The sequence below is a fragment of the Luteimonas deserti genome, assembly GCF_013425765.1.
GTDB classification, from domain to species: domain Bacteria; phylum Pseudomonadota; class Gammaproteobacteria; order Xanthomonadales; family Xanthomonadaceae; genus Luteimonas; species Luteimonas deserti.
Window position 1 is genome coordinate 15,462 of record NZ_JACCJZ010000013.1, and the last position, 26,009, is coordinate 41,470.

The following is a 26,009-nucleotide window of genomic DNA, read 5'->3' on the forward strand; positions in this document are numbered from 1 at the left end:
TGCCGGAAACCACACGTGCCTGCCCACTCTGTGTTCGTGTATCGGGACGCGGTGACGTCAGCGTCCCGGTCGCCTCATATCCAGATGTCGTTCGCTGCGGTCAGGGCACTGTCGGCATCGCCGGTGTTGACCACGCCGCGGGGTTCGACTAGCAGCACGTGGCACTCGGCATCCGCGTGCGGACGGTGTTCAGTGCCACGCGGCACCACGACCATCTCACCGGTGCGGACGACGATCTGCCGGTCGCGGAATTCGATGTGCAACTCGCCGGCCAGCACGATGAACGTCTCGTCCGTGTCCGGATGCGCATGCCAGACGAAGTCGCCGGCGATCTTGACCAGCTTGAACTGGTAGTCGTTCATCTCGTCGACGACGCGCGGCGACCAATGCCCGGAGAACAGCGCGAGTTTGTCCGCGAAATTGACGACCTCGCCCGCCATGCCGGTCAGCCCGCCGCCATCGCCCGCTTGGCCGCGGCGACGATCTTCTCGACGCTCGGCAGGTACTTCATCTCAAGGCGGAACAGCGGGATGTGGGTGTCGTAACCGGTGACGCGCTCGACCGGCGCGACGAGGTCGTACATCGACTCCTCGGCCAGGCGCGCGGCGATCTCGGCGCCGAAGCCGGCGGTCTTAGGCGCTTCGTGCACGATCACGCAACGGCCGGTGCGCGAGACCGATTCGGCGATCGTCGCGAAGTCGAGCGGTTTCAGCGTGGCGACGTCGATGACCTCGGCGCTGATGCCGTCCCGGGCGAGCGTCTCGGCCGCCTCCAGTGCTTCCTTCACCTGCGCGCCCCAGCTGATCAGGGTGACGTCGGTGCCGTCGCGCAGCACGTAGCAGACGTCGAGCGGCAGCGCCTCGCCGTCGTCGGGCACCACTTCCTTGTACTGGCGGTAGATGCGCTTGGGCTCGAAGTAGATCACCGGATCCGGCTCGCGGATCGCCGCCAGCAGCAGGCCGTAGGCGCGCGCCGGCGACGAGGGCATGACCACGCGCAGGCCGGGCACGTTGGTGAAGATCGATTCGTTGGCCTCGCTGTGGTGCTCCGGCGCGCGGATGCCACCGCCCCACGGCACGCGCAGCACCATCGGGCAGGTCAGGCGGCCGCGGGTGCGGTACCGGAAGCGCGCGGCGTGGCAGATGATGTGGTCGACCATCGGATACATGAAGCCGTCGAACTGGGCTTCGGCGACGGGCTTCATGCCCATCGCGGCCATGCCGACGGTCAGGCCGGCGATCGTGGTCTCGTCGAGCGGCGTGTCGAGCACGCGCTCGGCGCCGAACTGCGCCTGCAGGCCGGCGGTCGCGCGGAACACACCGCCGTTGACGCCGACGTCCTCGCCGAGCACGACGACCGACTCGTCGGTGCGCAGCTCGTAGGCCAGTGCCTGGGTGATCGCTTCGATCAGGGTGATCGCGACGGGCGCGTCGCTCTTCGCGGCCGCGGCCGTGGTCTTGCTGGCGGCGACGTTCATGCGCGGCCCTCCGCAGCGATCGCCTTGGCACGCTGTTCCAGCAGGTCCGGCGGCGGGTCGGCGTAGAGGTAATCGAACATCGCTTCCACCGGCTGCACCTTCAGTTCCAGATAGGCGTTGATCTCGACGTCGATGCGCTGGCCACAGTCCGCGATCCAGGCCTTCTCCCGGTCCTCGCCCCACAGGTTCTGCGCGGTGAGATAGGTGCGCAGGCGGGTCATCGGATCACGCGTCCAGGCGTCCTTGACCTCGGCCTCGTCGCGGTAGCGGCGCGCGTCGTCGGCGGTGGTGTGGTCGTGCAGGCGATAGGTCATGAACTCGATGACGCTGCCGCCTTCACCGTTGCGGGCACGCTCGAGCGCGCGGCGCATGCCTTCGAGCACGGCGACCAAATCGTTGCCGTCGACCTGCAGGCAATGCAGGCCGCCGGCCAGGCCCTTCTGGGCCAGCGTCTCGGCGCCGGTCTGCGCGGTGCGGGGCACCGAGATCGCCCAACCGTTGTTGACGATGCACTGCACGAACGGCAGCGCGTAGGCGCCGGCCGAGTTGATCGCGGCGTAGGTGTCGGTTTTCGAGCTGCCGCCGTCGCCGCAGCAGGTCACCGCGACGCGCGGCTCCTTGCGCAGCTTGAATGCCAGTGCGGCGCCGGCGGCATGCAGGCACTGGGTCGCGATCGGCACGCACCACGGGAAGTCGTGTTTCTGGTGCTGGAAGTCGTTGCCGCGCTCGTCGCCGCCCCAGTACATCAGGATCTCGCGCAGCTGCACGCCGCGCATGATCTGCGCGCCGTACTCGCGGTAGCTCGGTGCGAACACGTCCTCGGGCCGCATCGCGGCGCCGATGCCGACGTGCGTGGCCTCGTGGCCCAGGCACGCGGCGTAGGTGCCCAGCTTGCCGGTGCGTTGCAGGGCGATCGCCTTGCTGTCGAAGGTGCGCACGAACAGCATCTGCTTGAACAGCGGCAGCAGCGTGGCGGGGTCGGAGAAGGCCTCGGGGAACTCGGCGACGGGGGTGCCGTCGGGGCCGAGGTACTGCAGGTAGTCGATTTCGAATTTCGCGACGACGGTCATCGTGCCAACCGGTCAGGGACAATGGTTGCCGATGATACCGGTGGGGTCGTTAAGGCCCGTTGCGCGCTGCCGCATGACGACGGGCATGCGGATCGCGTATGCGCGCGTCGCTCAGGCGTCGCTGCCGCGCCCCGGGCCGATGTGCGTGCGCACTTCGAACAGTTCCGGGAAGAAGGTCAGCTCCAGCGCCTGCTTCAGGAAGCCCACGCCGCTGGAGCCGCCGGTGCCGCGCTTGAAGCCGATGATGCGCATGACGGTGCGCATGTGGCGGAAGCGCCAGAGCTGGAACTGGGTTTCCAGGTCCACCAGATCCTCGCACAGCGCGTATTCGCGCCAGTAACGGTCGGTGTCCTCGTAGATCGTCTCGAACACCGGCACCAGGCTCGCATCGAAGGTGTGCGGCTCGCGCCAGTCGCGTTGCAGATGGCGCGCGTCGACCGGGTGGCCCCAGCGGGCGAGATAGCACAGGAACTCGTCGTACAGCCCGGGCGCATCGAGCGCCACGCACAGCCCGGCCTGGCCGTCGGGGTCATGGGCGAACACGTCGAGCATCGCCGCGTTCTTGTTGCCGAGCAGGAACTCGACCGTGCGGTACTGCAGCGACTGGAAGCCGGAGGACGGCCCCAGCACATCGCGGAATTCCATGTACTCGGCCGGCGTCATCGTCTCCAGCACCGACCACTGCTCGGTCAGCTGCCGCAGCACCTGCTTGCAACGTGCCAGCACCTTGCGGCAGCGCCAGACCTCGTCGCGCTTGAGGTGGCCGATCGCGGCCGAGAGCTCGTGGATCATCAGCTTGAGCCACAGCTCGGACACCTGGTGCTGCACGACGAACAGCATCTCGTCGTGATGCGGCGGGTCGGACAGCGGCTGCTGGGCCGCCAGCAGCAGGTCCAGGCGCAGGTATCCGCCGTAGGTGATGCGGCCCGACAGGTCGCGGTGGATGCCGTCCTCGAGGGGGCGCTGGTTGCGGTCGATGGTCATGGCGACAGCGTACTGCATGGTCCGGGCGGGTGACGCCGGGCGGCGGCTTGTGCCGCACCACGTCATGCAAACGACACGGTTTGCCGGCACACTCCGGTCGGGGCGCCCGGTCCGGGGCGCGAACGGGGTGAGGCATGACCAGATTCCAGGGCCGGCTGCTGTCGGCATTGCTGCTGTGCTGCAGCGCGGGCGCCGCGCAGGCCGACGTCGTCATCAGCCAGGTCTACGGGGGCGGCGGCAACAGCGGCGCGCCGTTCAGTGCCGACTACGTCGAGCTGTTCAACACAGGCGATCTGCCGGCGTCGCTCGGCGGCCGCTCCATCCAGTACGCCAGCGCGACCGGCACCGGTAATTTCGGCGCCGGCGCCAGCCAGATCGTCGTGCTGCCCTCGGTGGAGATTCCGGCCGGCGGCTATTTCCTAGTCGGCCTGGCCGGCGGCACGAGCGGCGCGGCGCTGCCCGCGCCCGATGCCAGCGGCACGATCAACATGTCCGGCACCGCCGGCAAGGTCGTGCTGGCGAACACCACGGCCAGCCTCGGCTGCAACGGCGGCAGCACGGCCTGCACGCCGGCGCAGCAGGCGCTGATCCTGGACCTGGTCGGCTTCGGCAGCGCCAACTTCTTCGAAGGCAGCGCGCCTGCGCCGGCGCCGAGCAACACCACCGCCGTGTTCCGCGCCGGCGAGGGCTGCACCGACAGCAACGACAACGCCGCCGACTTCACCACCGGCGCACCCGCGCCGCGCAACAGCGCCGCAGTGCCCAACATCTGCAGCGGCGGCGGCACGCTGTACCTGAGCATCACCGACACCAGCGGCGCCGAAGGCGACAGCGGCACCACGCCGTTCTTCTTCACCGTCAGCCTGAACCAGCCGGCCGGGCCCGAGGGCGTGACCGTGGCCTACGCCACCGCCGACGGCACAGCCAAGGTGGCCGATGGCGACTACATCGCGCGCACCGGCGCACTGGTCTTCACCGAGGGCCAGCGCGAGCTCACCCTGCACGTCGACGTGGTCGGCGACGAGACCGTCGAGCCGGACGAGACCTTCCACGTCGATCTCGACAATGCGGTCGGCGCGCTGCTGGCCAAGGCCCGCGGCACCGGCACGATCGTCAACGACGACGTCACCACGCTGACGATCCACGCCATCCAGGGCAGCGGCGAGCGCTCGCCCTACGAGAACCAGCCGGTCGCCACCACCGGCATCGTCACCGGCCGCAAGAACAACGGCTTCTTCATCCAGACGCCGGACGGCGAGGACGACGGCGATCCGGCCACGTCGGAAGGCGTGTTCGTGTTCACCAGCAGCGCGCCGCCGGCCGATGCCGCGGTGGGCAACAAGGTGCTGGTGCAGGGCACGGTGATCGAGTACATCCCGGCCGCCGATCCCCACCAGCTGCCGCTGACCGAAATCACCGATGCGTCGGTCGTCGCACTGTCGACCGGGCACGCGCTGCCCGCGCCGGTCGCGCTGACACCCGAACTGCCGAGCGCGGACGGCGGCCTCGGCCAGCTGGAACATCTGGAAGGCATGCGCGTCACCGCGCCCAGCTTCACCGTGATCGCGCCCACCGGCGGCAACACCAACGAGGCCCAGGCCACGGGAAGCAGCAACGGCCGCTTCGCGGTCGTGGTTACCGGCACGCCGCGGCCGTTCCGCGAGCCCGGCATCCCGGTGCCGGATCCCGGCCCGCTGGGCAGCAGCGCGCCGGCGATCCCCCGCTGGGATTTCAACCCCGAGACGATCGTCGTCAACAGCAGCACGATCGGCGCGCCGACCGCGAACCTCGCCGCCGGCTGCCGCATCGTCGACGGCTCGCTGACGGGTCCGCTGGACTACACCTTCCGCCGCTACACGATCTATCCCGACGCCGAGCTGGTCAGCGACTGCAGCGGTGCCGGCGAGGTGCGGCCGTCGATGGCGCCCGGTCCGGACCACGTGACCTTCGCCACCTACAACCTGCAGCGTTTCTTCGACACCGTGAACGACGGCAACAGCGGCCCGACCCTGACCGCCGCCGCACTCGAGCGCCGGTTGTCGAAGGCGTCGATCGGCATCCGCGGCTACCTGCACACGCCCGACATCCTCGGCGTGACCGAGGTCGAGAACCTCTCGGTGCTGCAGACCCTGGCCACGCGCATCAATGCCGACGCGGTCGCGGCCGGGCAGCCGGACCCGGGCTATGTCGCGTATCTGGAAGAAGGCTTCGACGTCGGCGGCATCGACGTGGGGTTCCTGGTCAAGACCGGTCAGGTCGCGGCGGGCATCGCCCGCATCGAGGTCACCGCGGTCACGCAGCAGGGCACGGAGGCCGTGCTGCAGAACCCCAACGGCTCGACCAGCGTGCTCAACGACCGGCCGCCGCTGGTGCTCGACGGCGTGGCCCATTTCGCCGACGGCCGCACCTTCCCGCTGACCGCGATCGTCGTGCATCAGCGCTCGCTCAGCGGCGTCAACGACGACGGCCCGGGCAGCAACGGCTGGGCGACGGCCGGCCAGCGCGTGCGCGACAAGCGCCAGAAGCAGGCCGACTTCCTCGCCACGCTGGTCCAGGACATGCAGCAGGCCGATCCGGCCCGGCACATCGTGGTGCTCGGCGACTTCAACGCGTTCGAGTTCAACGACGGTCTGGTCGATGCGATCGGCACCGTGACCGGGCTGCCTTCGGCCGATGGTGAAACCGCGGTGGACGGGGACGGCGCGGTGCTGGTGTCCCCATCGCTGCTCAACATGACGCTGGAGGCGGCCGAAGAGGAGCGGTATTCCTTCGTGTTCGACTACCAGGCGCAATCGCTCGACCACGTGCTGGTGAACCAGGCGCTGGTTGATTCGCCGATGGTCGTGGGACTCGACATCAGCCACGCGCGCATCAATGCCGACTTCCCCGAAGTGACCCGCAACGAGGCCGACACGCCGACGCGCCTCTCGGACCACGACCCGACGGTGCTGCTGGTGCGGCTGGCGCCGGTGGAGACCGCCGATCTCGGCATCGAGGTCGAAGCGATCGAACCCGAAGTCGTCGCCGGTCAGTCGATGGCGTTCGCGGCGACGCTGGTCAACGCCGGGCCGGACGCGGCGCAGTTCCCCGGGGTCGGCGCGGTGCTGGACGTGGAGGCGGACGACCTGGTGGTGTCCGCAGCCGATGGCTGGAGCTGCGATACGCCGGTGGCCGCGGCCGGCACCACCACGGTGTCGTGCAGCCGCGACACGCTGGCCGCAGGCGACGAGGCGGTGTTCGCGCTGTCGGCCACGGCGCCGCTGACCGCGATCGGTCGCGAGGTGTCGCTGACCGTGGCGACGGCCTCGCAGACCCAAGATCCGGACGCCGGCAACGACAACGCGGTCGCCGCGGTGGCCGTCGTCGAAGATCCCGCCTCGGCCGCGCGCCTGCTGGCCAACGGCGAACAGGTCGGCGACGTCGCCGGTGCGGCAGGCGAGTCCCGGCTGTTCCGCATCGACGTGCCGGCCGGCGCGCGCAACCTGCGCATCCTCAGCGCCGGCGGCACCGGCGACGTCACGCTCCACGCCAGCCGCGACGCGGTGCCGACCGCGGACGAGTGGCAGCTGCGCTCGCAGCGGCCGGGCAACAACGAGGTCGTCCACGTCGCCGTGCCCCAGTCCGGCGCCTGGTACATCCGCGTCGGCAGCGATGCGCCGTTCGCCCGGGTCACGGTGCGGGCCAGCTACACGCCCTGACGCCGCGACTGCGACCGATCGAGTCGACGGAACCCCCGCGGAAGCGGGGGTTCCGCGTTGCGGTCGGGTGCGGGTCGCCCTGCGCGGAGGGCCAGCCGGGGCAGCGGGCGGCTTCGGGCTGCTAGGATGCGGCGTCGCACGCCAGCAGGGGATCCACGCCGAATGAGCCAGCCCAGTCCTGAGATCGCCGCGCCGCGCGGTGTCGTCGCCCGCTTCCTCGACGCCGTCGAACGGGTCGGTAACAAGCTGCCGGATCCGGCGGTGCTGTTCCTGGGATTGATGCTGGTGGTCTGGGTGGTCTCGGCGCTGCTGGCGAACGTCAGCTTCGCCGAGATCGACCCACGCAGCGGCGATCCGATCCAGATCCGCAACCTGCTGGCCGGCACCAGCTTCACCGCCTTCATGGCGGACATGGTCCGCACCTTCGTCAACTTCGCGCCGCTGGGCGTGGTGCTGGTGGCGATGCTGGGCCTGGGCGTCGCCGAGCACACCGGCTTCATCAACGCCGCGCTGCGCGCGGTGCTGTCGGTGACGCCGAAGATGCTGCTGACCCCGATGCTGATCGCGGTCGGCATCTTCAGCCACGTCGCGGTCGATGCCGGCTATGTGCTGGTGATCCCGCTGGGCGCGGTGATCTTCTACGCCGCCGGGCGCCATCCGCTGGCCGGCATCGCGGCTGCGTTCGCGGGTGTCTCGGGCGGGTTTTCGGCCACCTTCATTCCCTCGAGTCTCGATCCGCTGCTGGCGGGCCTGACCCAGGAAGCGGCCAACCTGATCGACCCGGCCGTGGTGGTCAACCCGCTCAACAACTTCTACTTCACCACTGCGTCCACGGGGCTCGTCGTGCTGGTCGGCTGGTTCCTGACCGACCGCATCATCGAGCCGCGGCTGCGCGGCACCCCGGTCGATGGCGACGCCAGCGACATGCCGTCGATGCAGACGTTGACCGCGCCCGAGCGTCGGGGCTTGTGGCTCGCGGTGCTCGCCATGCTGGCCTGCGTGGTCGCGCTGGTGGTCACGGCCGTGCCGCTCGGCTCGGCCTGGCGCGCGCCGGTCGATGCCCCCAGTGGCGCAGGCGAACTGCTGGTGGCCAGCGCACCGCTGATGCAGTCGATCGTGCCGCTGATCTTCATCCTGTTCGTCGTGCCCGGCATCGTCTACGGCTACGCCTCCGGCGCGGTCAAGTCGCACCGCGACATCATCGCCGGCATGAGCAAGGCGATGAGCGGCATGGGCTATTACATCGTCATGGCCTTCTTCGCCGCGCAGTTCATCTACGCCTTCGGCCAGAGCAACCTCGGCGCGCTGCTGGCGATCAAGGGCGCCAACGGCCTGCAGGCGCTGGGCCTGCCGACCGGCGTGACCCTGGTCGGCATCGTGCTGCTGTCGGGTTTCGTCAACCTGCTGGTGGGCTCGGCGTCGGCGAAGTGGGCGCTGATCGGCGCGATCATGGTGCCGATGCTGATGCAGCTGGGCATCTCGCCGGATCTCACCCAGGCCGCGTATCGCGTCGGCGATTCCAGCACCAACATCATCACCCCGCTGCTGCCGTACTTCCCGCTGATCGTCGTGTTCTGCCAGCGCTACGTGAAGGGCAGCGGCATCGGCACGCTGCTCGCGCTGATGCTGCCGTTCTCGATCACCCTGCTGGTCACGTGGTCGGCCTTCCTGCTCGGGTTCTGGGCACTGGGCCTTCCGCTGGGCGTCGGCGCGAGCTACGTCTACCCCGCCGGCTGAATACGCTGACATCGTCCCGGCCGCCGTCGCCCGCTGCGTACGGCGGCCGGCGCGCGTGGCAAAGGTCACTTTCCATGCGGATCGGGCGCCGCTAAGTTAGCGCGTCGCCCGCGCCGGTCCCTGGGCTTCGATCACCGTCAGGAGTCGCCCTACGTGTCAATGAATCCGTACGCCGCCGAGGAAAGGAAGACCATCCTCGGGCATCCGCGTGGCCTGTTCGTGCTGTTCTTCGCCGAGATGTGGGAGCGGTTCTCCTACTACGGCATGCGCGCGCTGCTGATCTTCTATCTCGTGCAGCACTGGATGTACTCGGATTCCGAGGCCTCGGTGATCTACGGCGCCTACACCGCGCTGGTGTACATCGCGCCGGTGGTCGGCGGCTATCTGGCCGATCGCTACCTGGGCCAGCGCAAGGCGGTGGTGTTCGGCGCGGTGCTGTTGACCTTCGGCCACTTCCTGATGGCGTTCGAGGGTGACGGCGGGCAGAGCGCGGCCGAGATCAACATCTTCTGGCTGGCGCTGGCCTTCATCATCGTCGGCTCGGGCTTCCTCAAGGCCAACATCTCGGTGATGGTCGGCCAGCTGTACCCGCGGACCGACATCCGTCGCGATCCGGCGTACACGATCTTCTACATGGGCATCAATCTGGGCGCCGCGCTGGGTGCACTGATTGCCGGTTACCTGGGCCAGACCTACGGCTGGGCCTGGGGTTTCGGCGCGGCGGGCGTCGGCATGCTGCTGGGCCTGATCGTGTTCGTGCTGGGCAAGCCGCTGCTGATGGGGCGCGGCGAGTCGAAGAATCCGCAGCGGCTCGCGGCCCCGGTCCTGGGCATCCGGTTCGAGTGGCTGCTCTATGTGTGTGGCGTGCTGGCCGTCGGCGTGGTCTGGTTCTTGATCCAGTACCAGTCGCTCGTCGGCGGGCTGCTGATGGGCACCGGCGCGCTGCTGGTGGGGTACGTGATGTACACGGCCGTGTTCAAGCTCGAGCGAGAAGCGCGGAACCGCATCTTCGCCGCGCTGATCCTGATCATCGGTTCAATCCTGTTCTGGGCGCTGTTCGAACAGGCCGGTGCGTCGCTGAACCTGTTCACCGACCGCTCGGTGGACCGCGAGATCTTCGGCTGGGCAGTGCCGGCGTCGATGTTCCAGTCCCTGAACTCGATCTACATCATCCTGCTCGCGCCGGTGTTCGCGATGGCGTGGCTGTGGCTGGGCCGCCGCGGCTGGGAGCCGTCGACGCCGATGAAGTTCGCACTGGCGGTGATCCAGGTGGGCCTGGGCTTCCTGATCCTGGTCTGGGGCGCCAACAGCGCAGGACCGGGCCAGATGACCCCGGTGATCTTCATCTTCCTGATCTACCTGATCCACACCACCGGCGAGCTCTGCCTGTCGCCGGTGGGCCTCTCGGCGATGAATCGCCTGGCGCCGGCGCACATGGCCAGCCTGATCATGGGCACGTGGTTCTTCGCCTCGGCCACCGGCAACTTCGCCGCCGGCCTGATCTCAGCGGCCACCGGTGGTGAGGGTGCGGGTCCGGCCCGCGTACTCGAGGTGTACTCGAACGTGGGCTGGCTGGCGGTGGGCGTGGGCATCCTGATGATGCTGGTCGCACCGCTGATCCGTCGCCTGATGCATCTCGATACGCTGAAGGACGACGAGCCGTCACTGGCGGGCCAGCAGGCCATCGGCGAGCCGATCGCGCCGGGTACGCAACTCGAGGACGAACGTCGGCCCTGAGACGGGCCGCATGCACGCGAAAACAGCGCCTTCGGGCGCTGTTTTCGTATGGGGCATCGCGGTGCGGCAGTGCGTGCGCCTCGGCGCCTGGGTCAGTCCTTGAACGGTGCTTCGAGCTTGGCCATCAAGGCCACGAGCTGGGCGCGCTCGGATGCGTCGAGCGGCGCCAGCACATTGCGCTGGTACTCCAGTGCTAGCGGCACGATCACATCGTAGACGGCGTAGCCGGCTTCGCTCAGTTCCAGGACCGAGCGCCGGCGATCGCTGTCGTGCATCTCGCGCATCAGCAGATCGCGTTCGAGCAGCCGCGCCACGGCCCGGCTCACGGCGACCTTGTCCATCGCGGTGCGCTCGGCGACGTTGTTGGCCGAGAGGCCCGGATACCGTCCGAGCACCGCGATCACGCGCCATTCGGTCACGCTGATGCCGAACCGCTCGGAATAGAGCTCCGCGAGTCCGCCGCTGACGAGGTTGGTCAGCACGCTGAGCCGGTACGGCAGGAAGTGCTCCAGGTCGAGCGTGGCATGGTCGTGGCCGGCATGGTCGCTGCCGGATCGGGCTGCGGAATCGGACGCGATGGAACCGGGTTGCGGCATGGTGCGCTGCGCCTTGCAAGTGGTTGCACGTGAAACTATAAAGGAGGGTCTGAAGCCGCGTCCCCCCGGTGCGGCCCCATCGCCACGGAGTATCCCATGAGCGCGCAAACACAGAATTCCGGCCCCAACCTCGGCATGGAGGTCACCACGTTCGAGAATCCGATGGGCATCGACGGGTTCGAGTTCGTCGAGTTCGCCGCGCCCGAAGGCCAGGCCGACTTCATGCACGCCTACTTCCGCAACATGGGATTCACCGCGGTGCTCAGGCACCGGTCGCGCGCGATCACGGTGTACCGCCAGGGCGGGGTGAACTTCCTGCTCAACGAAGATCCCGACTCCTTCGCCGCCGATTTCGCAAAGGCGCACGGTCCGTCGGCCTGCGGCTTCGCGATCCGCTTCAAGCAGCCGGCCGGCGACGTCTACGGCAGGGTGCTCGGCAACGGCGGTGAGGCGATCGGCGCGCGCGAGTCCACCAAGGCCGTCGACGCGCCGGTGGTCAAGGGCATCGGCGACTGCATGCTGTATCTGGTCGACCGCTACGGCGCATCGGGATCGATCTACGGCGACGACTACGTCGCCATCGAGGGCGTGGACCAGAACCCGACCGGGTTCGGCCTGACCTTCATCGACCACCTCACCCACAACCTCTACTTCGGCAACATGCAGAAGTGGTCGGACTACTACGAGAAGCTGTTCAACTTCCGCGAGATCCGCTACTTCGACATCAAGGGCGCCAAGACCGGCCTGAAGTCCAAGGCCATGACCGCACCCGACGGCATCGTGCGGATTCCGCTCAACGAATCCAACGATCCCAAGTCGCAGATCAACGAATACCTCGACGCGTACAAGGGCGAGGGCATCCAGCACATCGCCTGCTTCACCGACGACATCTATGCGTCGATCGAGAAGATGCGCGAGAAGGGTGTCGACTTCCTCGACACGCCGGACACCTACTTCGACGTCATCGACGCGCGCATTCCCGATCACAACGAGGACGTCGAACGCCTGCGCCGCAACAAGATCCTGATCGACGCCGATCCGGAGACCAAGCAGCGCAAGCTGCTGCAGATCTTCACCAAGAACGCGTTCGGCCCGATCTTCTTCGAGATCATCCAGCGCAAGGGCAACGAGGGCTTCGGCGAAGGCAACTTCCAGGCGCTGTTCGAGAGCATCGAACGCGACCAGATGCAGCGCGGCGTGCTCTGAATCGAGCATCCATCCTCACGCGGCCCGGGACTTCAGGAAGACACCACTGCCATGAACGCCTCCAGCGACGACACCGTGATCCCGATGCCGCACCTGGCCCCGCAGCATGCGGCGCCGCGTGGCTACATGTCCGGCTTCGGCAACGAGTTCGCCACCGAAGCCGAACCCGGCACGCTGCCGGTCGGGCAGAACTCGCCGCAGCAGGTGGCCCACGGGCTGTACGCCGAGCAGCTTTCCGGCACGGCGTTCACGGCGCCGCGGGGCGAGAACCGCCGCAGCTGGCTTTATCGGATCCGGCCGGCGGTGATGCACGGCAGCTTCGTGCCGTTCTCGCAGCCGCGCTTCCATGACGGCTTCGACCGCGGGCCGGTCTCGCCCGACCAGTTGCGCTGGAGTCCGATCCCGCTGCCGGACACGCCGGTGGATTTCATCGACGGCCTGTTCTCGGTGGCGGGGACGGGCGGCGCCGGCGCGCACGGGGGTGTCGGCATCCACGTCTACGCCGCGAACGCATCGATGACCGACCGGTTCTTCTACAGTGCCGATGGCGAACTGCTGCTGGTGCCGCAGCTCGGGCGCCTCGTGCTTGCGACCGAATTCGGCGTGCTCGAGGTCGAGCCGCAGGAGATCGCGGTGATCCCGTGCGGCGTGCGCTTCCGGGTGGAACTGCCGGACGGGGCGAGTCGTGGATACGTCTGCGAGAACCAGGGGCGCGCACTGCGCCTCCCGGATCTGGGACCCATCGGCGCCAACGGGCTGGCCAATCCGCGGGATTTCCTCGCGCCTGTGGCCGCCTACGAGGACGTCGAAGGCGACTTTTCGCTGATCGCCAAGTTCCAGGGACACCTGTGGCAGGCGCCGATCGATCACTCGCCGCTGGACGTGGTGGGATGGCACGGCAATTACGCACCGTACAAATACGATCTGCGCCGCTTCAACACCATCGGATCGATCAGCTTCGACCATCCGGATCCGTCGATCTTCACCGTGCTCACTTCGCCCAGCGATACACCGGGCACCGCGAACATGGATTTCGCGATCTTCCCGCCGCGCTGGCTGGTCGCCCAGCACACGTTCCGGCCGCCGTGGTTTCACCGCAACATCGCCAGCGAGTTCATGGGACTGGTCCACGGCCAGTACGACGCCAAGGCCGACGGGTTCGCGCCGGGCGCGTGCTCGCTGCACAACTGCATGAGCGGGCACGGGCCGGATGCGGCGACGTTCGACAAGGCCAGCGCGGCGGATCTGTCCAGGCCGGACGTGATCGCCGACACGATGGCCTTCATGTTCGAGACACGGTCGGTGATCCGGCCGACGTTGCAGGCGCTGGAGGCCCCGCACCGGCAGAGCGACTATCAGGCGGTGTGGAAGGGTCTGCGCCACCGGTTCACGCCGCCGCGCTGATGCGGAAGGCTGCGGCAGGTGGGCGCATGGCCGGGCGTGCGGACCACGTCGCTTGAGTCCGGAAGCCGGGCCAGGATCATGCCGGGCAGGCTCTCGGATTCTTAACGCGCGATGGCGGACGCTTCCGCCATCCCGTTGCGAGAGTCTCCGATGAAGTCTTCGATCGCATGTGCCGCGGTACTGGCGCTGTCCCTGTCAGCCTGCGCCGAGCGCAGCGCGGACCCTGTCGCCGCGCAGGGCGCCGACCCCGGCGCCAGCGTTCTCGACGCGGACCCCGCCGCGCCGCCGCCGATGGAGACGCCGGCGGGGCCCCAGGCCGAAGGCGTCGGGACCAACGTGCCGCGCGTGGTGGCCGATGTGATCACGTTCGAGGGCTTCGGGCCTGCCGCCTTCGGCAGCGATCCCGAGCAGGTGCGCATCGCCTGGGGCAACGATCTGGGCGATGCGCGTCCATCCGAGCCGGGCGGCTGTTACTACCTCACCCCGCATCCGATCGGGACTGCAGGCTACAGCATCGCCTTCATGATCGAGGGCGAGCGTTTCGTGCGGGTCGACGTCCGCAACGCCGGCTACGCCGCGCCGGGCGGCGGGCGCGTGGGCATGCCGCGCGCGGAGGTCGAGCAGCTGTACGCAGGCCGGGTCGAGGCACTGGCGCACAAGTACGTCGACGGAGCGCACTACCTGCGCGTCGCCGACAGCGACACCGCGCTGGTCTTCGAGACCGACACCGCGGGGCAGGTCACCGAGTGGCGTGTCGGCACGCCGCCCCAGGTGGATTACGTCGAAGGCTGCAGCTGAGTCCAGCCGGCCTCCGACGTGCCTCGATCGCCCGCGCAGGCGCGTGCACGGGCACGGCCATCAGTGCTCGGGAGGCGCGGGATCGTCGCGGTCCACTGTCGCGCCGTCAGGATCCGGGGTCCGGTCCGGGTGCGGCGGGCGGTCGTCCATCAGCGACAGCGCCGCACGCGACATCAGGTGCGCGCTGATCGGCGCGGTCAGGAACAGGAACACCGTGATGAGCAGTTCGCGCGGATGCACGCCACTGCCGTTGACCCAGTGATAGACGATCGAGGCGATCAGGATGCAGCCCACGCCGAGCGTGCTCGACTTGGCAGGGCCGTGCAGGCGGCGGAAGAAGTCCGACAGCTTCACCATCGCGATGCCGCCGAGCAGGGTGAAGAAGCAGCCGATCACCAGCAGCGCCACGACGACGAGTTCGACGACCGTGCTCATTCGACGATGTCCCTCCGGATCACGTACTTGCTCAGCACCACGGTGCCGACGAAGCCGAGCATGGCGATGATCAGGGCGGCCTCGAAATAGACCTCGGTGTCGAGCAGCATGCCGAACAGGATGAGCTGGGCGATGGCGCTGATGTACAGCGTGTCCAGCGCGAGGATCCGGTCGGGCGCGGTGGGGCCGCGCAGCAGGCGCCACAGCGCGAGGACCATGGCGAGCCCGACCAGATGCATGCCGGCGACGATGGCGATGTCGATCATGGAAAGATCTCCCTCAGCGGCGTTTCGTAGCGGGTCTTGATCTGGATCACCAGGGCGTCGGGGTCGCGAACGCTGAGGCAATGCAGCAGCAGCCAGCGCCGGTCTTCCGACAGCTCGGCCGAGACCGTGCCCGGGGTCAGCGTGCAGATACTGGCGAGCGCCGAAATGCCGTGGATGTTGGTCAGGTCCAGCGGCACCCAGACGAACTGCGACTGCAGCCTGGATTCCGGTCCGAGCACCTGTCTGGCGACCGTGATGTTGGCCAGCACGATGTCGAACAGCAGGCGCCCGGTCAGGCGCACGCCGCCGCCGAGGCGGCCAAGCTGCGCGAATTCGCGCTCCAGGCGGGCGGCCAGCAGCGGCATCAGCCAGGCCAGGAGCAGCGCCATCGCGATGCTCGCCGGGCTGACCTCCTGGGCCATCAGCAGCCAGAACGCGAAGACGGTCAGGCTCTGCGGGATCGACGGCAGCATGCGTCGCTTCATGGCGAGGGCTCCCGGATCAATGGCGCGGTGTCGCGCAGGACCTGGATGTAGGTGTCCACGTCGAGCAGCTGCGCGGCGGCCGCATCGGTGTAGCGCAGCACAGGACCCGCGAACAGCGTCATCGCGATGCCGTAGGCCAGCAGCAGCACGGTCGCGGCGATCTCGGAGCGGCGCAGCGGGGGCGGCGGCATGTCGACCGGCGCCGTGTCCACCCGCCAGAACAGCCGGGTGCCGCTGCGCGACAGGCCGATGATGGTCATCAGGCTGCTGCCGAGGATGACCGTCCAGATCCAGCCCATCTGCGCCTCGGGCACCGCGTTGAGCAGCTGCAGCTTGCCGACGAAGCCCGACAGCGGCGGCAGTCCGGCAATGGAGACCGCGGCGATCAGGAACAGCGCCGCCGGCAGGGTCTTGTTCGGCATCGACGCGATCGGCATCAGGTAGTCGCCATTGCAGCCCCGGTGCCGCTGGATGATGTCCGCGAGCAGGAACAGCGCCGCACTGACGAACACGCTGTGGGCGAGGTAGTAGAGGCCGGCGGAGATCGCACCGGCGTTGGCGAGCGAAAACGCCACGAACAGCGTCCCTGCCGACAGCAGCACCAGATACGCCACGCCGATGCGCAGGCGCGGCGCGCCGATCACGCCCAGGGCCGCGAGCACGATGGTCGCCGCGCCCGCCGGCAGCAACCAGTCCCAGGCGAGATTGGCCAGCGGGCCCGCGTTCTCGCCGAACATCAGCGTGAACACCCGCAGCACCGCGTACAGGCCCACCTTGGTCATCACGGTGAACAGCGCGGCCACCGCGGCCGGCGCGCGTGCGTAGGCCTCGGGCAGCCACAGGTACAGCGGCAAGAGCGCGGCCTTCGCGCAGAACACCAGCAGCAGCAGGCCCGCACCGGCCTGGATCAGCAGCGTGCGCTCCGGCGGGGCGACCGCGATGCGCGCGGCCATTTCGGTCATGTTGAGCGTGCCGAGCATGCCGTAGAGCAGGCCGAGCGCCAGCAGGAACACGACCGACGCGGCGATGTTGAACACCACGTAATGCATGCCGGCCTTGATCCGTGCGCCACGGGCACCGCTGAGCAGCAGGCCGTAGGAGGCGATCAGCATCACCTCGAAGAACACGAACAGGTTGAACAGGTCTCCGGTCAGGAAGGCACCGTTGAGACCGGCCAGCTGCATCTGGAACAGGGCATGGAAGTGCAGGGCGCGCTTGTCCCAGCCTGCGCAGGCGTAGAGCAGGCAGGGGATCGCGAGCAGGGTCGTGGTCAGCACCATCAGCGCCGAGAGACGGTCCACCATCAGGGTGATGCCGAGGCGCGCGGGCCAGTCGCCGAGCAGGTAGACCAGCATGTCCTGGCGCTGCACCTGCACCACCAGGCTCACCGCGACCGCCAGCAGCGCGGCCATGCCGACCCACGCCCACAGCCGCAGCACCGAGCTGCGGTGGCGCCGCTCGAGCAGCAGCAGGATCGCGCCGGTGACCAGCGGGACGAGGACGGGCAGGACGGGCAGATGGTTCATCGCATGCCCCCGCGCTGTTCCTCGTCCGGCTCCTCGCCGTCCACGTGGTCGGTATGCAGGTCGGCGTGCTCGCGCATCGCCACCACCACCGCCACCGCGGTCATCGCGAACGCGATCACGATGGCGGTCAGCACCAGGGCCTGCGGCAGCGGATCGGAATAGTTGGCCAGGGTGTGCGCGACACCGTCGCGCAGCACCGGCGGCTTGCCGACCACCGGCCTGCCGGCCGCAAAGATCATCAGGTTGGTGGCGTAGGACAGCAGCGTGAGTCCGAGAATGACGTCGAAGGTGCGCGCACGCAGCATCAGATACAGCCCGCTGCCGGCAAGGACGCCGATGGCGGTGGCGATCGCGAATTCCATCAGCGGGCCTCCTCCCGTGCCTGGCGGTGTTTGACCGTGCCCATGGTGGAAAGCATGAGCAGCGTGCCGGCGAAGACCACCACGTACACGCCGGTGTCGAAGACCAGTGCACTGGCCAGCGGCAGCATGCCGATCAGCGGCAGCTCCAGATCCAGATGTCCGCTGGTCATGTACGGCAGGCCGAACCACCACGAGCCCACGCCCCCGAGCACGGCCAGCAGCAGGCCGATGGCGATGCCGCGGATGTAATCGAAGCCGAACGTCGCCTCGACCGCGCGGGCGCCCTGCAGCACGTACTTCACCAGGACCGGAACCGCGAACACGAGGCCGGCGATGAAACCGCCACCCGGCGCGTTGTGGCCACGCAGGAACAGGTAGATCGACACCGTCAGCGCCAGCGGGAAGAGCAGCTGGGTGAGGTCGGCGGCGATCGGCAGCTGCGCCGGCGGGCCCGGGATGACCTCGTCGGGCCGCAGCCGGGCCCATCGCAGCAGCGCGTGCACCACCAGCGCGGCGACACCGAACACGGCGATCTCGCCGAAGGTGTCGAAACCGCGGAAGTCGACGAGGGTGACGTTGACCACGTTGCGTCCGTAGGCCTCGGGCAGCGCACGGACCAGCAGCTCGCTGGAAATCGTATCGGCCGGCGACAGCATCATCGCGTAGGCCAGCACCGCGAGCCCGCCGCCTGCGACCACCGCCAGGCCGACATCGCGCAGCTTGTGCAGACGCCGACGCGAGACCTTGGATTCCTTGGGCAGGTAATTCAGCGCCATCATCATCAGCGCGATCGTCACCATCTCCACCAGCAACTGGGTCAGCGCCAGGTCGGGCGCCGACAGGTAGACGAAGACCAGACTCACCGCCAGGCCGACCGCACCGATGACGATCAGTGCGGTCAGGCGTTTGCGGTGCACCAGCACCGTGCCGATCGTGGCGGCCAGGAGCAGCGCCCACAGGCCCCAGCCGACCGCCGACAGCGGCTGCGAGGGCCCCAACCCGGCCAGGAGCGACCAGGTGCCACCGAGCATCGGCGCGCCGGCCAGCACCACGCCCACCACGATCATCAGGAACAGGCTGCGTTGCAGGCTGCCGTTGGCGACGCGGGCCGTGAAGCGCCGGGCCAGCGCGAACAGCGCCTCGACGTTGACGTGGAAGACGTTGCGGCCGATCGAGCGGGTGATCACCGCATGGAAATCCAGCAGCCGGCGCAGGCCGAAGTACAGGGCCACGCCGAACACCAGGCTGGCCACGCTCATCATCAGCGGCAGGTTGAGACCGTGCCAGACCGACAGGCTGAACTCCGGCGCGGCCGGGCCGAGGGTGCCGCCCACCATCGTGCGCAGCATCGGTCCGATGGTCAGCGCCGGCACCATGCCCACCACCACGCACAGGATCGCCAGCACGCCGACCGGAATGCGCATCCAGCGCGGCGGCTCGTGCGGCACCACGTCGAGCGCGCGCGGACCGTTGCCGAAGAAGGTGTCGTGGACGAAGCGCAGGCTGTAGGCGATGCCGAAGATGCCCGCCAGCAGCGCGGCGATGCTGATGATGATGCGCATCGTGCCGTGGCCGCCGATCTCCAGCGCCTCGGCGAAGAACATCTCCTTCGACAGGAAGCCGTTGAGCAGCGGAATGCCGGCCATCGCCAGCGACGCGACGATCGCGAGCACACTGGTCATCGGCATGTAACGTCTGAGGTTCCCCAGCCGGCGCATGTCGCGCGTGCCGCACTCGTGGTCGATGATGCCCGCGGCCATGAACAGCGAGGCCTTGAACGTCGCGTGGTTGAGGATGTGGAACAGGCCGGCGACCACCGCCATTTCGGTCGACAGGCCGAACAGCAGCGTGATCAGGCCGAGGTGGGAGATCGTCGAATACGCCAGCAGGCCCTTGAGGTCGTGCTGGAAGATCGCGAACCAGGCGCCGACCAGCAGCGTGGTCGCGCCGACGCTCGTCACCACGTAGAAGAACAGATCCGTGCCGGCCAGCGCCGGATGCAGCCGCGCCAGCAGGAACACGCCGGCCTTCACCATCGTCGCCGAATGCAGGTAGGCCGAGACCGGGGTCGGCGCGGCCATCGCGTGCGGCAGCCAGAAGTGGAACGGGAACTGCGCGCTCTTGGTGAAGATGCCCAGCAGCACCAGCGCCAGCGCCCACGGATACAGATGGCTGGCGCGGATCAGGTCGCCCGAGGCCAGGACGACGTCGAGGTCGTAGCTGCCGACGATGCGGCCGATCAGCAGCACACCGCCGAGCAGGGCCAGGCCGCCCATGCCGGTGATCGTCAGCGCCATGCGCGCGCCCTGGCGGGCGTCCTGACGGTGCGACCAGAAGCCGATCAGCAGGAACGAGCTGATCGAGGTCAGCTCCCAGAACACCGCCAGCAGCAGCAGGTTCCCGGCGATCACCATGCCCAGCATCGCGCCCATGAAGAGCAGCAGATAGGTGAAGAACCGGCGTGGGCTGTCCTTGGCCGACAGGTAGTAGTGGCCGTAGAGCACAACCAGACCGCCGATGCCCAGTACCAGCAGGGCGAACGTCCAGGCCAGGCCGTCGACGCGCAGGCTGAAGTCCAGCCCCGCCTCCGGAATCCAGCTGTAGCTCGCGCGCAGGATCTCCCCGTCGAAGACGTCGCCTGCCATGGCCGCGAGCAGCCCCAGGCCGATCAACGGCACCAGGCCGGCGAGCACGGCGGACGTGCGCCGAGATGCATTCGCGGACAGCGCCACGGCAAGCGCCAGCACGAAAGGCAGGGCGATCAGAAGTTCGAGCATCGGGCTCCTTGTGGAGGCAGGTCGGCCAGTCGGCCGGCGGATCACGCAAGGGCCGGGCAGTTTACCCGAAGCGCGTGCCCGGATCGTCGATGCCGCCCGATATGCTACGTCCCATGGTTCCCGTCATCCCCTCCAGCCCGCTCGCCCCGCCGAATCCGGCGAGGTCATGGTGAGTCGACGCGCGCTCGTGTTCGGGGCCAGCGGCGCGATCGGTCGGCCCCTGGTCGGGCGCCTGCTGGCCGCCGGGTGGCAGGTCGAGGGCCTGTCGCGCGAGGCGCGGCCGGCCGGGCCCGGCCTGCGCTGGCACCGTGGCGATTTCCGGCATCTGCCGCCGCTGCCGGTGGGCTGCGATGCGATCTTCAGCTGCGGTCCGCTGGACCAGTTCGCCCTCTGGTATGCCGGCGCCCCGTGCGCGGCGCCCCGTGTGGTGGCGTTCGGCTCGACCAGCGATGCGACCAAGGTCGATGCCGCCGATCCGGGCGAGCGCGCGCTCGCAGGCCGCCTGCGCGAGGCCGGCGAGCGGCTGTTCGCGGCGGCCGCGATGCACGGCGCGGGGGCCACGCTGCTGCGGCCTACGCTGATCTACGGCCGGGGCAGCGATGCCAATCTCGGGCGCATCGTCGGGCTGGCGCGCAGGCTGGGTGTCTTCGTCCTGCCTGCGGACGCCCACGGCCGTCGCCAGCCGGTGCATGCCGACGACCTCGCAGCCGCGGCGCTCGCCGCCGTGGATGCCCCGGCGGCGATCGGACAGGTATTCGCGCTGCCGGGGGGCGAGACGCTCGACTATCGCGAGATGGTGGCGCGGACGCTGGCCGTGCTCACCCCGCGGCCGAAACTGCTCACCGTGCCGGCCCCGGCGTTCGCGCTGGCGCTGCGCGCCGCGCACGCGGCCGGGCAAGTGCGCGGGCTGCCGCCGGGCGCGGTGGCGCGGATGCGCGAGGACCTGGTGTTCGACGCCGGGCCGGCGCAGGCCGCGTTCGGCTACGCGCCCGGACCGTTCCGCCCCGAGGCGGCGATGTTTCCGGGGGGCTAGCGCCGCGGACCGGGCCGGCTCAGGGGCCGGCCATCGGCTCCTCGACCAGCACGCGCGCCTTGCGCAGGGCGCGCAGCGCGACGGCGAACACGCCACCCAGCACCATCGCGCCACCGATCCACAGCCGCGGGCCCGGGCGATCGCCCCAGAACGCGATGCCGAGCGCGATCGCGAACACCGGCACGAGCAGCAGCCAGGGCGTGAGCATCGCCACCGGATAGCGCTGCACCAGCAGGTAGTACAGGCCGTGTCCGAACAGCGAGGACACGAAGGCCGCGTACGCCGCGCCCCCCCAGCCGATCCAGCCGGCCTGGCCCAGTGTCGCCAGGCCGCCCGGCTCGAACACCAGACTCAGGCCCAGCAGCGGAAGCACGGCCACCACCGCCGTCCAGCCCTGCATGTTCCAGACATCCACCCCGCGCAATGGCTTCATCAGCACCGTGCCGACCGCCAGCATCAGCGCCGAGGCCAGCATGGCCAGCAGCGCCGCTGGATTGGCCAGGACCACGGGATCGAAGCCCAGCACCAGCACGCCACCGAAACTCACCGCGATCGCCAGCCCGGTGCGCCAGGCGAAGCGCTCGCCGAGGACCCACCAGGCCAGCAGGGCGGTCAACGGAATGTAGCTCTGCATCACGATCGCCGGCGACGAGAGATCGCTCGACAGGTGCAACGCGAGGAAGCTCAGGCCGAAATGCAGCACGCCGATGCACAGGCAGGCGCCCAGCAACCGCGGCCACTGCCCGGGTGCCGGAGCGCGCAGCACCAGCAGCAGCGGCAGCGCGAGCAACGCGAAGCGCACCGCGGTGAACAGGAATGGCGGGATCTCGCGCAACGCATGCGCCGAGACCAGGAAATTCAGCGCCCAGGCGACGCAGACCAGCAGGAGGAGGACGAGGTCGCGCGGCGACACGGGCGGTGACCGGAAGCGGGGCGCGCAAGCATGGCACGTCGGCGGTTGGACGACCCGGCGGCCGCGACGCACCCGCGCGGGGTCGGGAGGCGCTGACTCAGTAGCGCCAGCCCAGGCGCCGGTAGAGCTTCGCCAGCACCCAGGCCGGGCCGATCAACAGATACACCAGGTCGGTCAGGAAGCTCGGCTTCTGGCCTTCGATCTTGTGGCCGACGAACTGCGCGATCCACGCCAGCACGAAGACGCCCACCGCGGCGATCAGCAGGTCGCGTGTGCCGAGCCACTGGTGCAGCGCGAAGGTCAGCGCGCCGAGCAGCAGGAAGACCGCGAGCATGCCGAAGCCCAGCGACCGCGACGCACGGTGGTAGAAGCGCCATGCCACGAACATCGCCAGTGCCGCCCAGATGCCCGGCTTGAAGATCGTGCCACCGGGAATGCACCATAGCAGCGCGATCACCGTCCACAGGATCGCCGGCACCGCGAACAGGTGAATGCGCTGGTTCTGCCGGTTGCGGTGGTCCGCCGAATAGCTGGCGAACCAGCGGTCGATGGGGCGTTCGGGTGTCGCGTGCATCGCAGGTCTCCGGGCGTGAGCAGTGCCAGGGCGAGGATACGCGCACATGCGCCGCCGGCGCTGCAGCTGGTCGGCTCCCTGCTTCTGCTCCAGCTCCAGCTCTTGCTCTCGCGAATGGCGAAGGGACTGCAACGTGTGCAGACCCGAAGGGCGCCGGCCATGGATGGCCGGCGTTTTCCGACCGAGGCAGGATGCCGAGTCGGAAAATCCCGGAACGAATGACTCACCGGGTGAGCTTCGTCGGGGAGACGTTTTTCTTTGGTTCCGTTTCTTTTGGGGTCCACCAAAAGAAATGAACTCGGCCGCGCCAGCGGACGAAAGCGTTTGATCTTTCGTTTGGAGCAAGCAAAGCGCAGTGCTTTCACTCGCCTGCCGGCGAGCGACTCACTTTTCTTTGTTGGCCCAAAGAAAAGTAAGCAAAAGAAAGGGCCTCCCCGACGAAGCAAATCCGGTGAGTCAGTCGTTCCGGGATTTCTCGACTCGCCATCCTGGCTCGGTCGAGAAACGCCGGCCATCCATGGCCGGCGCCCTCCGGGTCTGCAGGCTGTGCGGACTCGTCATTGCGCAGGAACATCAAATGCCCGGCACTGACGATTCGCAGGGGCCTGATGAAGCCATGTGTTCTGCAGCCGCAGTCGGTCACCGCGTTGGCGTTCGCTCGGACCGGTTACCCGTCCTGCACACGTCCCGCAGGCGCGCGGTCAGTCGACCGAAATTCCCGCCAGCTTCTGCAGGGCGTCCGCATACCGCGCACGCGTGCGCTCGATGACCTCGGGCGGCAGCGCCGGGCCCGGCGCGGTCTTGTTCCAGTCCAGCGTTTCCAGGTAATCGCGCACGATCTGCTTGTCGTAGCTCGGCGGGCTGGTGCCGACCTCGTACTCGTCGGCGGGCCAGTAGCGCGAGGAGTCCGGCGTCAGCATCTCGTCCATGACGTAGAGCCGGCCGTCGGCGTCGGTGCCGAACTCGAACTTGGTGTCGGCCAGGATGATGCCGCGCTCGGCCGCATGTGCCGCGGCGAACGCGTACAGACGCAGCGTGGCGTCGCGGACCTGCTCGGCGAGATCGGCGCCGATGCTGTGGACCATCGTGTCGAAGTCGATGTTCTCGTCGTGGTCGCCGACAGCGGCCTTGGTCGACGGGGTGAAGATCGGCTGCGGCAGCTGCTCGGCCTGCCGCAGGCCGCCGGGCAGTGCGATGCCACTGACGCGGCCGGTGCGCTGGTAGTCCTTCCAGCCGCTGCCGATCAGGTAGCCGCGGGCGATCGCCTCGACCGGCACCGGCTTGAGCTTCTTCGTCACCACCGCGCGCTGCGCGTACAGCGCCGGATCGGCGCCCGTCGGCAGCACGTCGGCGACCGCGATGCCGGTCAGGTGGTTGGGCATCAGCGAGGCGGTGCGGTCGAACCAGAAGTTGCTGATCTGGCAGAGCATCTCGCCCTTGCCGGGGATCGGATCCGGCAGTACGACGTCGAACGCGCTCAGGCGGTCGGTGGCCACGATCAGCAGGCGCTCGTCACCGAGCTCGAAGACGTCGCGGACCTTGCCGCGGTGGCGCAGGTGGAGGCCGGGCAGGTTCGCTTCGAGCAGGGTCGTCGACACGGTTGACATCCGGGTGGATCGCATGCGGCCGGCAAGTGTAGTGCGAACGCGGGGCAGGTGCAGGCCGGCGCTGCTGTGCCGCACGGGCGCGCCGGCTACACTGCGCGCATGGACCGCTGGTACGGAAAACTGCTGGGCTTCATCGCGGGCTGGCTGCTGCTGCGGCACCCCGCTGGTGGCGTCATCGGCCTGGCCATCGGCCATGCCTTCGACGCCGGCTGGCTCGCGCCCCGGCGCCACAAGGCCTACCAGGTGCTGGGCGTGGCGCCCGACGCCGACCAGGCCGAGATCGACCAGGCCTACCGCAAGCTGATCTCGCAGTACCACCCCGACCGGCTCGCCGGCGCCGCGCCTGAACTGCGCGCACGTGCCGACGCCCGGGCCGCGGAAATCAATGCCGCCTACGATCGCATCCGCCGCGAGCGGGAAGGCCGCCGCAAGCGCGGCGACTGAGCCACGGGTGCCGTCCCTCGGGGACGGCCGGCCTGCACGGACGGGCGGAAGCACTCCGGGTGTCGCGATGGCGCGCGGAGCCGAGGCCGCCGGCGCGCACCTTAGAATGCCCAGGCGCCGGCCCCGGCGGCGCATCCCGCCCCTTCTGGAATCGCCATGCAGCCTGCCGTCATCGCCCCCTCGATCCTGTCCGCCAATTTCGCCCGGCTCGGCGAAGAGGTCGTCGCCGTGCTCGCAGCCGGGGCCGACTGGGTGCATTTCGACGTGATGGACAACCATTACGTACCGAACCTGACGATCGGGCCGCTGGTCTGCGAGGCGCTCCGCACGCACGGGGTCACCGCGCCGATCGACGTGCACCTGATGGTCGAACCGGTCGATCGCCTGGTGCCGGACTTCGCCAGGGCCGGCGCCACCCTGATCAGCTTCCACCCCGAGGCCAGCCGGCACGTGCACCGCACGATCCAGCTGATCCGGGGCGAGGGCTGCCAGGCCGGCCTCGTGCTCAACCCGGCCACGCCGGTCGACGTGCTCGACTACGTGCTCGAGGACCTGGACATGGTGCTGCTGATGTCGGTGAACCCCGGCTTCGGCGGCCAGGCCTTCATCCCGTCCACGCTGGACAAGTTGCGCCGGGTGCGCGAGCGCATCGATGCGAGCGGCCGTGCGGTGCGCCTGCAGGTGGACGGCGGCGTCAAGCCCGACAACATCGGCGCGATCGCCGCGGCCGGTGCCGATACCTTCGTCGCGGGCTCGGCGATCTTCGGCCAGCCGGACTATCGCGCCGTCGTCGAGGCCATGCGCACGGCGATCGCCGGCGTTCGCGGCGGACACCACGCCGCAGAGGCGTGATTCCTGCATAAAAAAGGGCCGCGCCCTG

General features: G+C 68.9%; 23 protein-coding genes. 9 read left to right on the forward strand and 14 right to left on the reverse strand.

Annotated elements, in window-relative coordinates:
• Positions 1-74: 74 nt before the first annotated feature.
• From H0E82_RS05390 to H0E82_RS05405, 4 genes are all read right to left on the reverse strand, one after another.
• The gene (locus H0E82_RS05390) at positions 75-440 is read right to left on the reverse strand and encodes a cupin domain-containing protein (protein ID WP_180544429.1); all 366 of its coding nucleotides are present in this window, start codon (positions 438-440) and stop codon (positions 75-77) included.
• 5 nt (positions 441-445) lie between these two features.
• Entirely contained in the window at positions 446-1,477 is a 1,032-nt protein-coding gene (locus tag H0E82_RS05395) for an alpha-ketoacid dehydrogenase subunit beta (protein ID WP_180544430.1), read from the reverse strand.
• Positions 1,474-2,547: a pyruvate dehydrogenase (acetyl-transferring) E1 component subunit alpha gene (pdhA, locus tag H0E82_RS05400; RefSeq protein ID WP_180544431.1), complete on the reverse strand. Its 1,074-nt coding sequence runs from the start codon at positions 2,545-2,547 to the stop codon at positions 1,474-1,476. The genes H0E82_RS05395 and pdhA overlap by 4 nt, the downstream gene beginning before the upstream one ends.
• Before the next feature lie 111 nt (positions 2,548-2,658).
• Positions 2,659-3,531, reverse strand: a complete 873-nt coding sequence (locus H0E82_RS05405; protein WP_180544788.1) for a tryptophan 2,3-dioxygenase — start codon at positions 3,529-3,531, stop codon at positions 2,659-2,661.
• Between the two features lie 134 nt (positions 3,532-3,665).
• On the opposite strand from H0E82_RS05405, the gene H0E82_RS05410 reads away from it, so the two are divergent.
• The 3 genes from H0E82_RS05410 (at position 3,666) to H0E82_RS05420 (ending at position 10,703) form a co-directional block, all read left to right on the forward strand.
• Positions 3,666-7,229 (forward strand): Calx-beta domain-containing protein, encoded by a 3,564-nt coding sequence (locus H0E82_RS05410; protein ID WP_180544432.1) that lies wholly within the window; start codon positions 3,666-3,668, stop codon positions 7,227-7,229.
• Between the two features lie 162 nt (positions 7,230-7,391).
• Positions 7,392-8,966, forward strand: a complete 1,575-nt coding sequence (locus H0E82_RS05415; protein WP_180544433.1) for an AbgT family transporter — start codon at positions 7,392-7,394, stop codon at positions 8,964-8,966.
• A 159-nt stretch (positions 8,967-9,125) separates the two neighbouring features.
• Entirely contained in the window at positions 9,126-10,703 is a 1,578-nt protein-coding gene (locus H0E82_RS05420; protein WP_180544789.1) for a peptide MFS transporter, read from the forward strand.
• A gap of 92 nt (positions 10,704-10,795) precedes the next feature.
• Here the strand turns inward: H0E82_RS05420 and H0E82_RS05425 are convergent, their stop codons facing one another.
• Positions 10,796-11,299 carry a MarR family winged helix-turn-helix transcriptional regulator gene (locus H0E82_RS05425; protein WP_180544434.1) on the reverse strand — a complete coding sequence of 168 codons (504 nt, stop codon included), beginning with the start codon at positions 11,297-11,299 and terminating at the stop codon, positions 10,796-10,798.
• Between the two features lie 135 nt (positions 11,300-11,434).
• On the opposite strand from H0E82_RS05425, the gene hppD reads away from it, so the two are divergent.
• The 3 genes from hppD (at position 11,435) to H0E82_RS05440 (ending at position 14,707) form a co-directional block, all read left to right on the forward strand.
• On the forward strand, positions 11,435-12,505 hold the full coding sequence (hppD, locus tag H0E82_RS05430) for a 4-hydroxyphenylpyruvate dioxygenase (protein ID WP_425600323.1): 1,071 nt from the start codon (positions 11,435-11,437) through the stop codon (positions 12,503-12,505).
• A 126-nt stretch (positions 12,506-12,631) separates the two neighbouring features.
• On the forward strand, positions 12,632-13,909 hold the full coding sequence (hmgA, locus tag H0E82_RS05435; protein ID WP_180544790.1) for a homogentisate 1,2-dioxygenase: 1,278 nt from the start codon (positions 12,632-12,634) through the stop codon (positions 13,907-13,909).
• Between the two features lie 150 nt (positions 13,910-14,059).
• Positions 14,060-14,707, forward strand: coding sequence for a hypothetical protein (locus H0E82_RS05440; RefSeq protein WP_180544436.1), 648 nt, complete (start codon positions 14,060-14,062; stop codon positions 14,705-14,707).
• Positions 14,708-14,767: 60 nt separating this feature from the next.
• Here the strand turns inward: H0E82_RS05440 and H0E82_RS05445 are convergent, their stop codons facing one another.
• Genes H0E82_RS05445 through H0E82_RS05470 form a run of 6 tightly spaced genes read right to left on the reverse strand, consistent with a single transcriptional unit; the run spans position 14,768 to position 20,558 of the window.
• The gene (locus H0E82_RS05445) at positions 14,768-15,142 is read right to left on the reverse strand and encodes a Na+/H+ antiporter subunit G (protein ID WP_180544437.1); all 375 of its coding nucleotides are present in this window, start codon (positions 15,140-15,142) and stop codon (positions 14,768-14,770) included.
• The gene (locus H0E82_RS05450; RefSeq protein ID WP_180544438.1) at positions 15,139-15,408 is read right to left on the reverse strand and encodes a K+/H+ antiporter subunit F; all 270 of its coding nucleotides are present in this window, start codon (positions 15,406-15,408) and stop codon (positions 15,139-15,141) included. The genes H0E82_RS05445 and H0E82_RS05450 overlap by 4 nt, the downstream gene beginning before the upstream one ends.
• Positions 15,405-15,893, reverse strand: coding sequence for a Na+/H+ antiporter subunit E (locus H0E82_RS05455; RefSeq protein WP_180544439.1), 489 nt, complete (start codon positions 15,891-15,893; stop codon positions 15,405-15,407). The genes H0E82_RS05450 and H0E82_RS05455 overlap by 4 nt, the downstream gene beginning before the upstream one ends.
• Positions 15,890-17,419 (reverse strand): monovalent cation/H+ antiporter subunit D, encoded by a 1,530-nt coding sequence (locus tag H0E82_RS05460; RefSeq protein ID WP_180544440.1) that lies wholly within the window; start codon positions 17,417-17,419, stop codon positions 15,890-15,892. Before H0E82_RS05460 ends, H0E82_RS05455 begins: the two co-directional genes overlap by 4 nt.
• Positions 17,416-17,781 (reverse strand): Na+/H+ antiporter subunit C, encoded by a 366-nt coding sequence (locus tag H0E82_RS05465; RefSeq protein WP_180544441.1) that lies wholly within the window; start codon positions 17,779-17,781, stop codon positions 17,416-17,418. Before H0E82_RS05465 ends, H0E82_RS05460 begins: the two co-directional genes overlap by 4 nt.
• Positions 17,781-20,558, reverse strand: coding sequence for a monovalent cation/H+ antiporter subunit A (locus H0E82_RS05470; RefSeq protein WP_180544442.1), 2,778 nt, complete (start codon positions 20,556-20,558; stop codon positions 17,781-17,783). The genes H0E82_RS05465 and H0E82_RS05470 overlap by 1 nt, the downstream gene beginning before the upstream one ends.
• A gap of 166 nt (positions 20,559-20,724) precedes the next feature.
• On the opposite strand from H0E82_RS05470, the gene H0E82_RS05475 reads away from it, so the two are divergent.
• On the forward strand, positions 20,725-21,591 hold the full coding sequence (locus tag H0E82_RS05475; RefSeq protein WP_180544443.1) for an SDR family oxidoreductase: 867 nt from the start codon (positions 20,725-20,727) through the stop codon (positions 21,589-21,591).
• A gap of 19 nt (positions 21,592-21,610) precedes the next feature.
• Here H0E82_RS05475 and H0E82_RS05480 read toward each other — a convergent pair whose 3' ends face one another.
• The 3 genes from H0E82_RS05480 to H0E82_RS05490 form a co-directional block, all read right to left on the reverse strand.
• A complete protein-coding gene (locus tag H0E82_RS05480) occupies positions 21,611-22,504 on the reverse strand; it encodes a DMT family transporter (RefSeq protein WP_180544444.1) in 894 nt (297 codons plus the stop codon).
• Positions 22,505-22,601: 97 nt separating this feature from the next.
• Positions 22,602-23,078, reverse strand: coding sequence for an Mpo1 family 2-hydroxy fatty acid dioxygenase (locus H0E82_RS05485; protein WP_180544445.1), 477 nt, complete (start codon positions 23,076-23,078; stop codon positions 22,602-22,604).
• A gap of 701 nt (positions 23,079-23,779) precedes the next feature.
• Positions 23,780-24,676 (reverse strand): phosphoribosylaminoimidazolesuccinocarboxamide synthase, encoded by an 897-nt coding sequence (locus H0E82_RS05490; protein WP_180544446.1) that lies wholly within the window; start codon positions 24,674-24,676, stop codon positions 23,780-23,782.
• A 108-nt stretch (positions 24,677-24,784) separates the two neighbouring features.
• Here H0E82_RS05490 and H0E82_RS05495 point away from each other — a divergent pair, with 108 nt between their 5' ends.
• The gene (locus H0E82_RS05495; RefSeq protein ID WP_180544447.1) at positions 24,785-25,129 is read left to right on the forward strand and encodes a J domain-containing protein; all 345 of its coding nucleotides are present in this window, start codon (positions 24,785-24,787) and stop codon (positions 25,127-25,129) included.
• 156 nt (positions 25,130-25,285) lie between these two features.
• On the forward strand, positions 25,286-25,981 hold the full coding sequence (rpe, locus tag H0E82_RS05500; RefSeq protein ID WP_180544448.1) for a ribulose-phosphate 3-epimerase: 696 nt from the start codon (positions 25,286-25,288) through the stop codon (positions 25,979-25,981).
• The last annotated feature ends 28 nt before the right edge of the window (positions 25,982-26,009 follow it).

What these genes read in the sequence shown, in the direction of transcription:
- H0E82_RS05390 (WP_180544429.1), bottom strand. Translation starts at nt 440, where the DNA reads ATGGCGGGCGAGGTCGTCAATTTCGCGGACAAACTCGCGCTGTTCTCC.
- H0E82_RS05395 (WP_180544430.1), bottom strand. Translation starts at nt 1,477, where the DNA reads ATGAACGTCGCCGCCAGCAAGACCACGGCCGCGGCCGCGAAGAGCGAC.
- pdhA (WP_180544431.1), bottom strand. Translation starts at nt 2,547, where the DNA reads ATGACCGTCGTCGCGAAATTCGAAATCGACTACCTGCAGTACCTCGGC.
- H0E82_RS05405 (WP_180544788.1), bottom strand. Translation starts at nt 3,531, where the DNA reads ATGACCATCGACCGCAACCAGCGCCCCCTCGAGGACGGCATCCACCGC.
- H0E82_RS05410 (WP_180544432.1), top strand. Translation starts at nt 3,666, where the DNA reads ATGACCAGATTCCAGGGCCGGCTGCTGTCGGCATTGCTGCTGTGCTGC.
- H0E82_RS05415 (WP_180544433.1), top strand. Translation starts at nt 7,392, where the DNA reads ATGAGCCAGCCCAGTCCTGAGATCGCCGCGCCGCGCGGTGTCGTCGCC.
- H0E82_RS05420 (WP_180544789.1), top strand. Translation starts at nt 9,126, where the DNA reads ATGAATCCGTACGCCGCCGAGGAAAGGAAGACCATCCTCGGGCATCCG.
- H0E82_RS05425 (WP_180544434.1), bottom strand. Translation starts at nt 11,299, where the DNA reads ATGCCGCAACCCGGTTCCATCGCGTCCGATTCCGCAGCCCGATCCGGC.
- hppD (WP_425600323.1), top strand. Translation starts at nt 11,435, where the DNA reads ATGGAGGTCACCACGTTCGAGAATCCGATGGGCATCGACGGGTTCGAG.
- hmgA (WP_180544790.1), top strand. Translation starts at nt 12,632, where the DNA reads ATGTCCGGCTTCGGCAACGAGTTCGCCACCGAAGCCGAACCCGGCACG.
- H0E82_RS05440 (WP_180544436.1), top strand. Translation starts at nt 14,060, where the DNA reads ATGAAGTCTTCGATCGCATGTGCCGCGGTACTGGCGCTGTCCCTGTCA.
- H0E82_RS05445 (WP_180544437.1), bottom strand. Translation starts at nt 15,142, where the DNA reads ATGAGCACGGTCGTCGAACTCGTCGTCGTGGCGCTGCTGGTGATCGGC.
- H0E82_RS05450 (WP_180544438.1), bottom strand. Translation starts at nt 15,408, where the DNA reads ATGATCGACATCGCCATCGTCGCCGGCATGCATCTGGTCGGGCTCGCC.
- H0E82_RS05455 (WP_180544439.1), bottom strand. Translation starts at nt 15,893, where the DNA reads ATGAAGCGACGCATGCTGCCGTCGATCCCGCAGAGCCTGACCGTCTTC.
- H0E82_RS05460 (WP_180544440.1), bottom strand. Translation starts at nt 17,419, where the DNA reads ATGAACCATCTGCCCGTCCTGCCCGTCCTCGTCCCGCTGGTCACCGGC.
- H0E82_RS05465 (WP_180544441.1), bottom strand. Translation starts at nt 17,781, where the DNA reads ATGGAATTCGCGATCGCCACCGCCATCGGCGTCCTTGCCGGCAGCGGG.
- H0E82_RS05470 (WP_180544442.1), bottom strand. Translation starts at nt 20,558, where the DNA reads ATGCTCGAACTTCTGATCGCCCTGCCTTTCGTGCTGGCGCTTGCCGTG.
- H0E82_RS05475 (WP_180544443.1), top strand. Translation starts at nt 20,725, where the DNA reads ATGGTGAGTCGACGCGCGCTCGTGTTCGGGGCCAGCGGCGCGATCGGT.
- H0E82_RS05485 (WP_180544445.1), bottom strand. Translation starts at nt 23,078, where the DNA reads ATGCACGCGACACCCGAACGCCCCATCGACCGCTGGTTCGCCAGCTAT.
- H0E82_RS05495 (WP_180544447.1), top strand. Translation starts at nt 24,785, where the DNA reads ATGGACCGCTGGTACGGAAAACTGCTGGGCTTCATCGCGGGCTGGCTG.
- rpe (WP_180544448.1), top strand. Translation starts at nt 25,286, where the DNA reads ATGCAGCCTGCCGTCATCGCCCCCTCGATCCTGTCCGCCAATTTCGCC.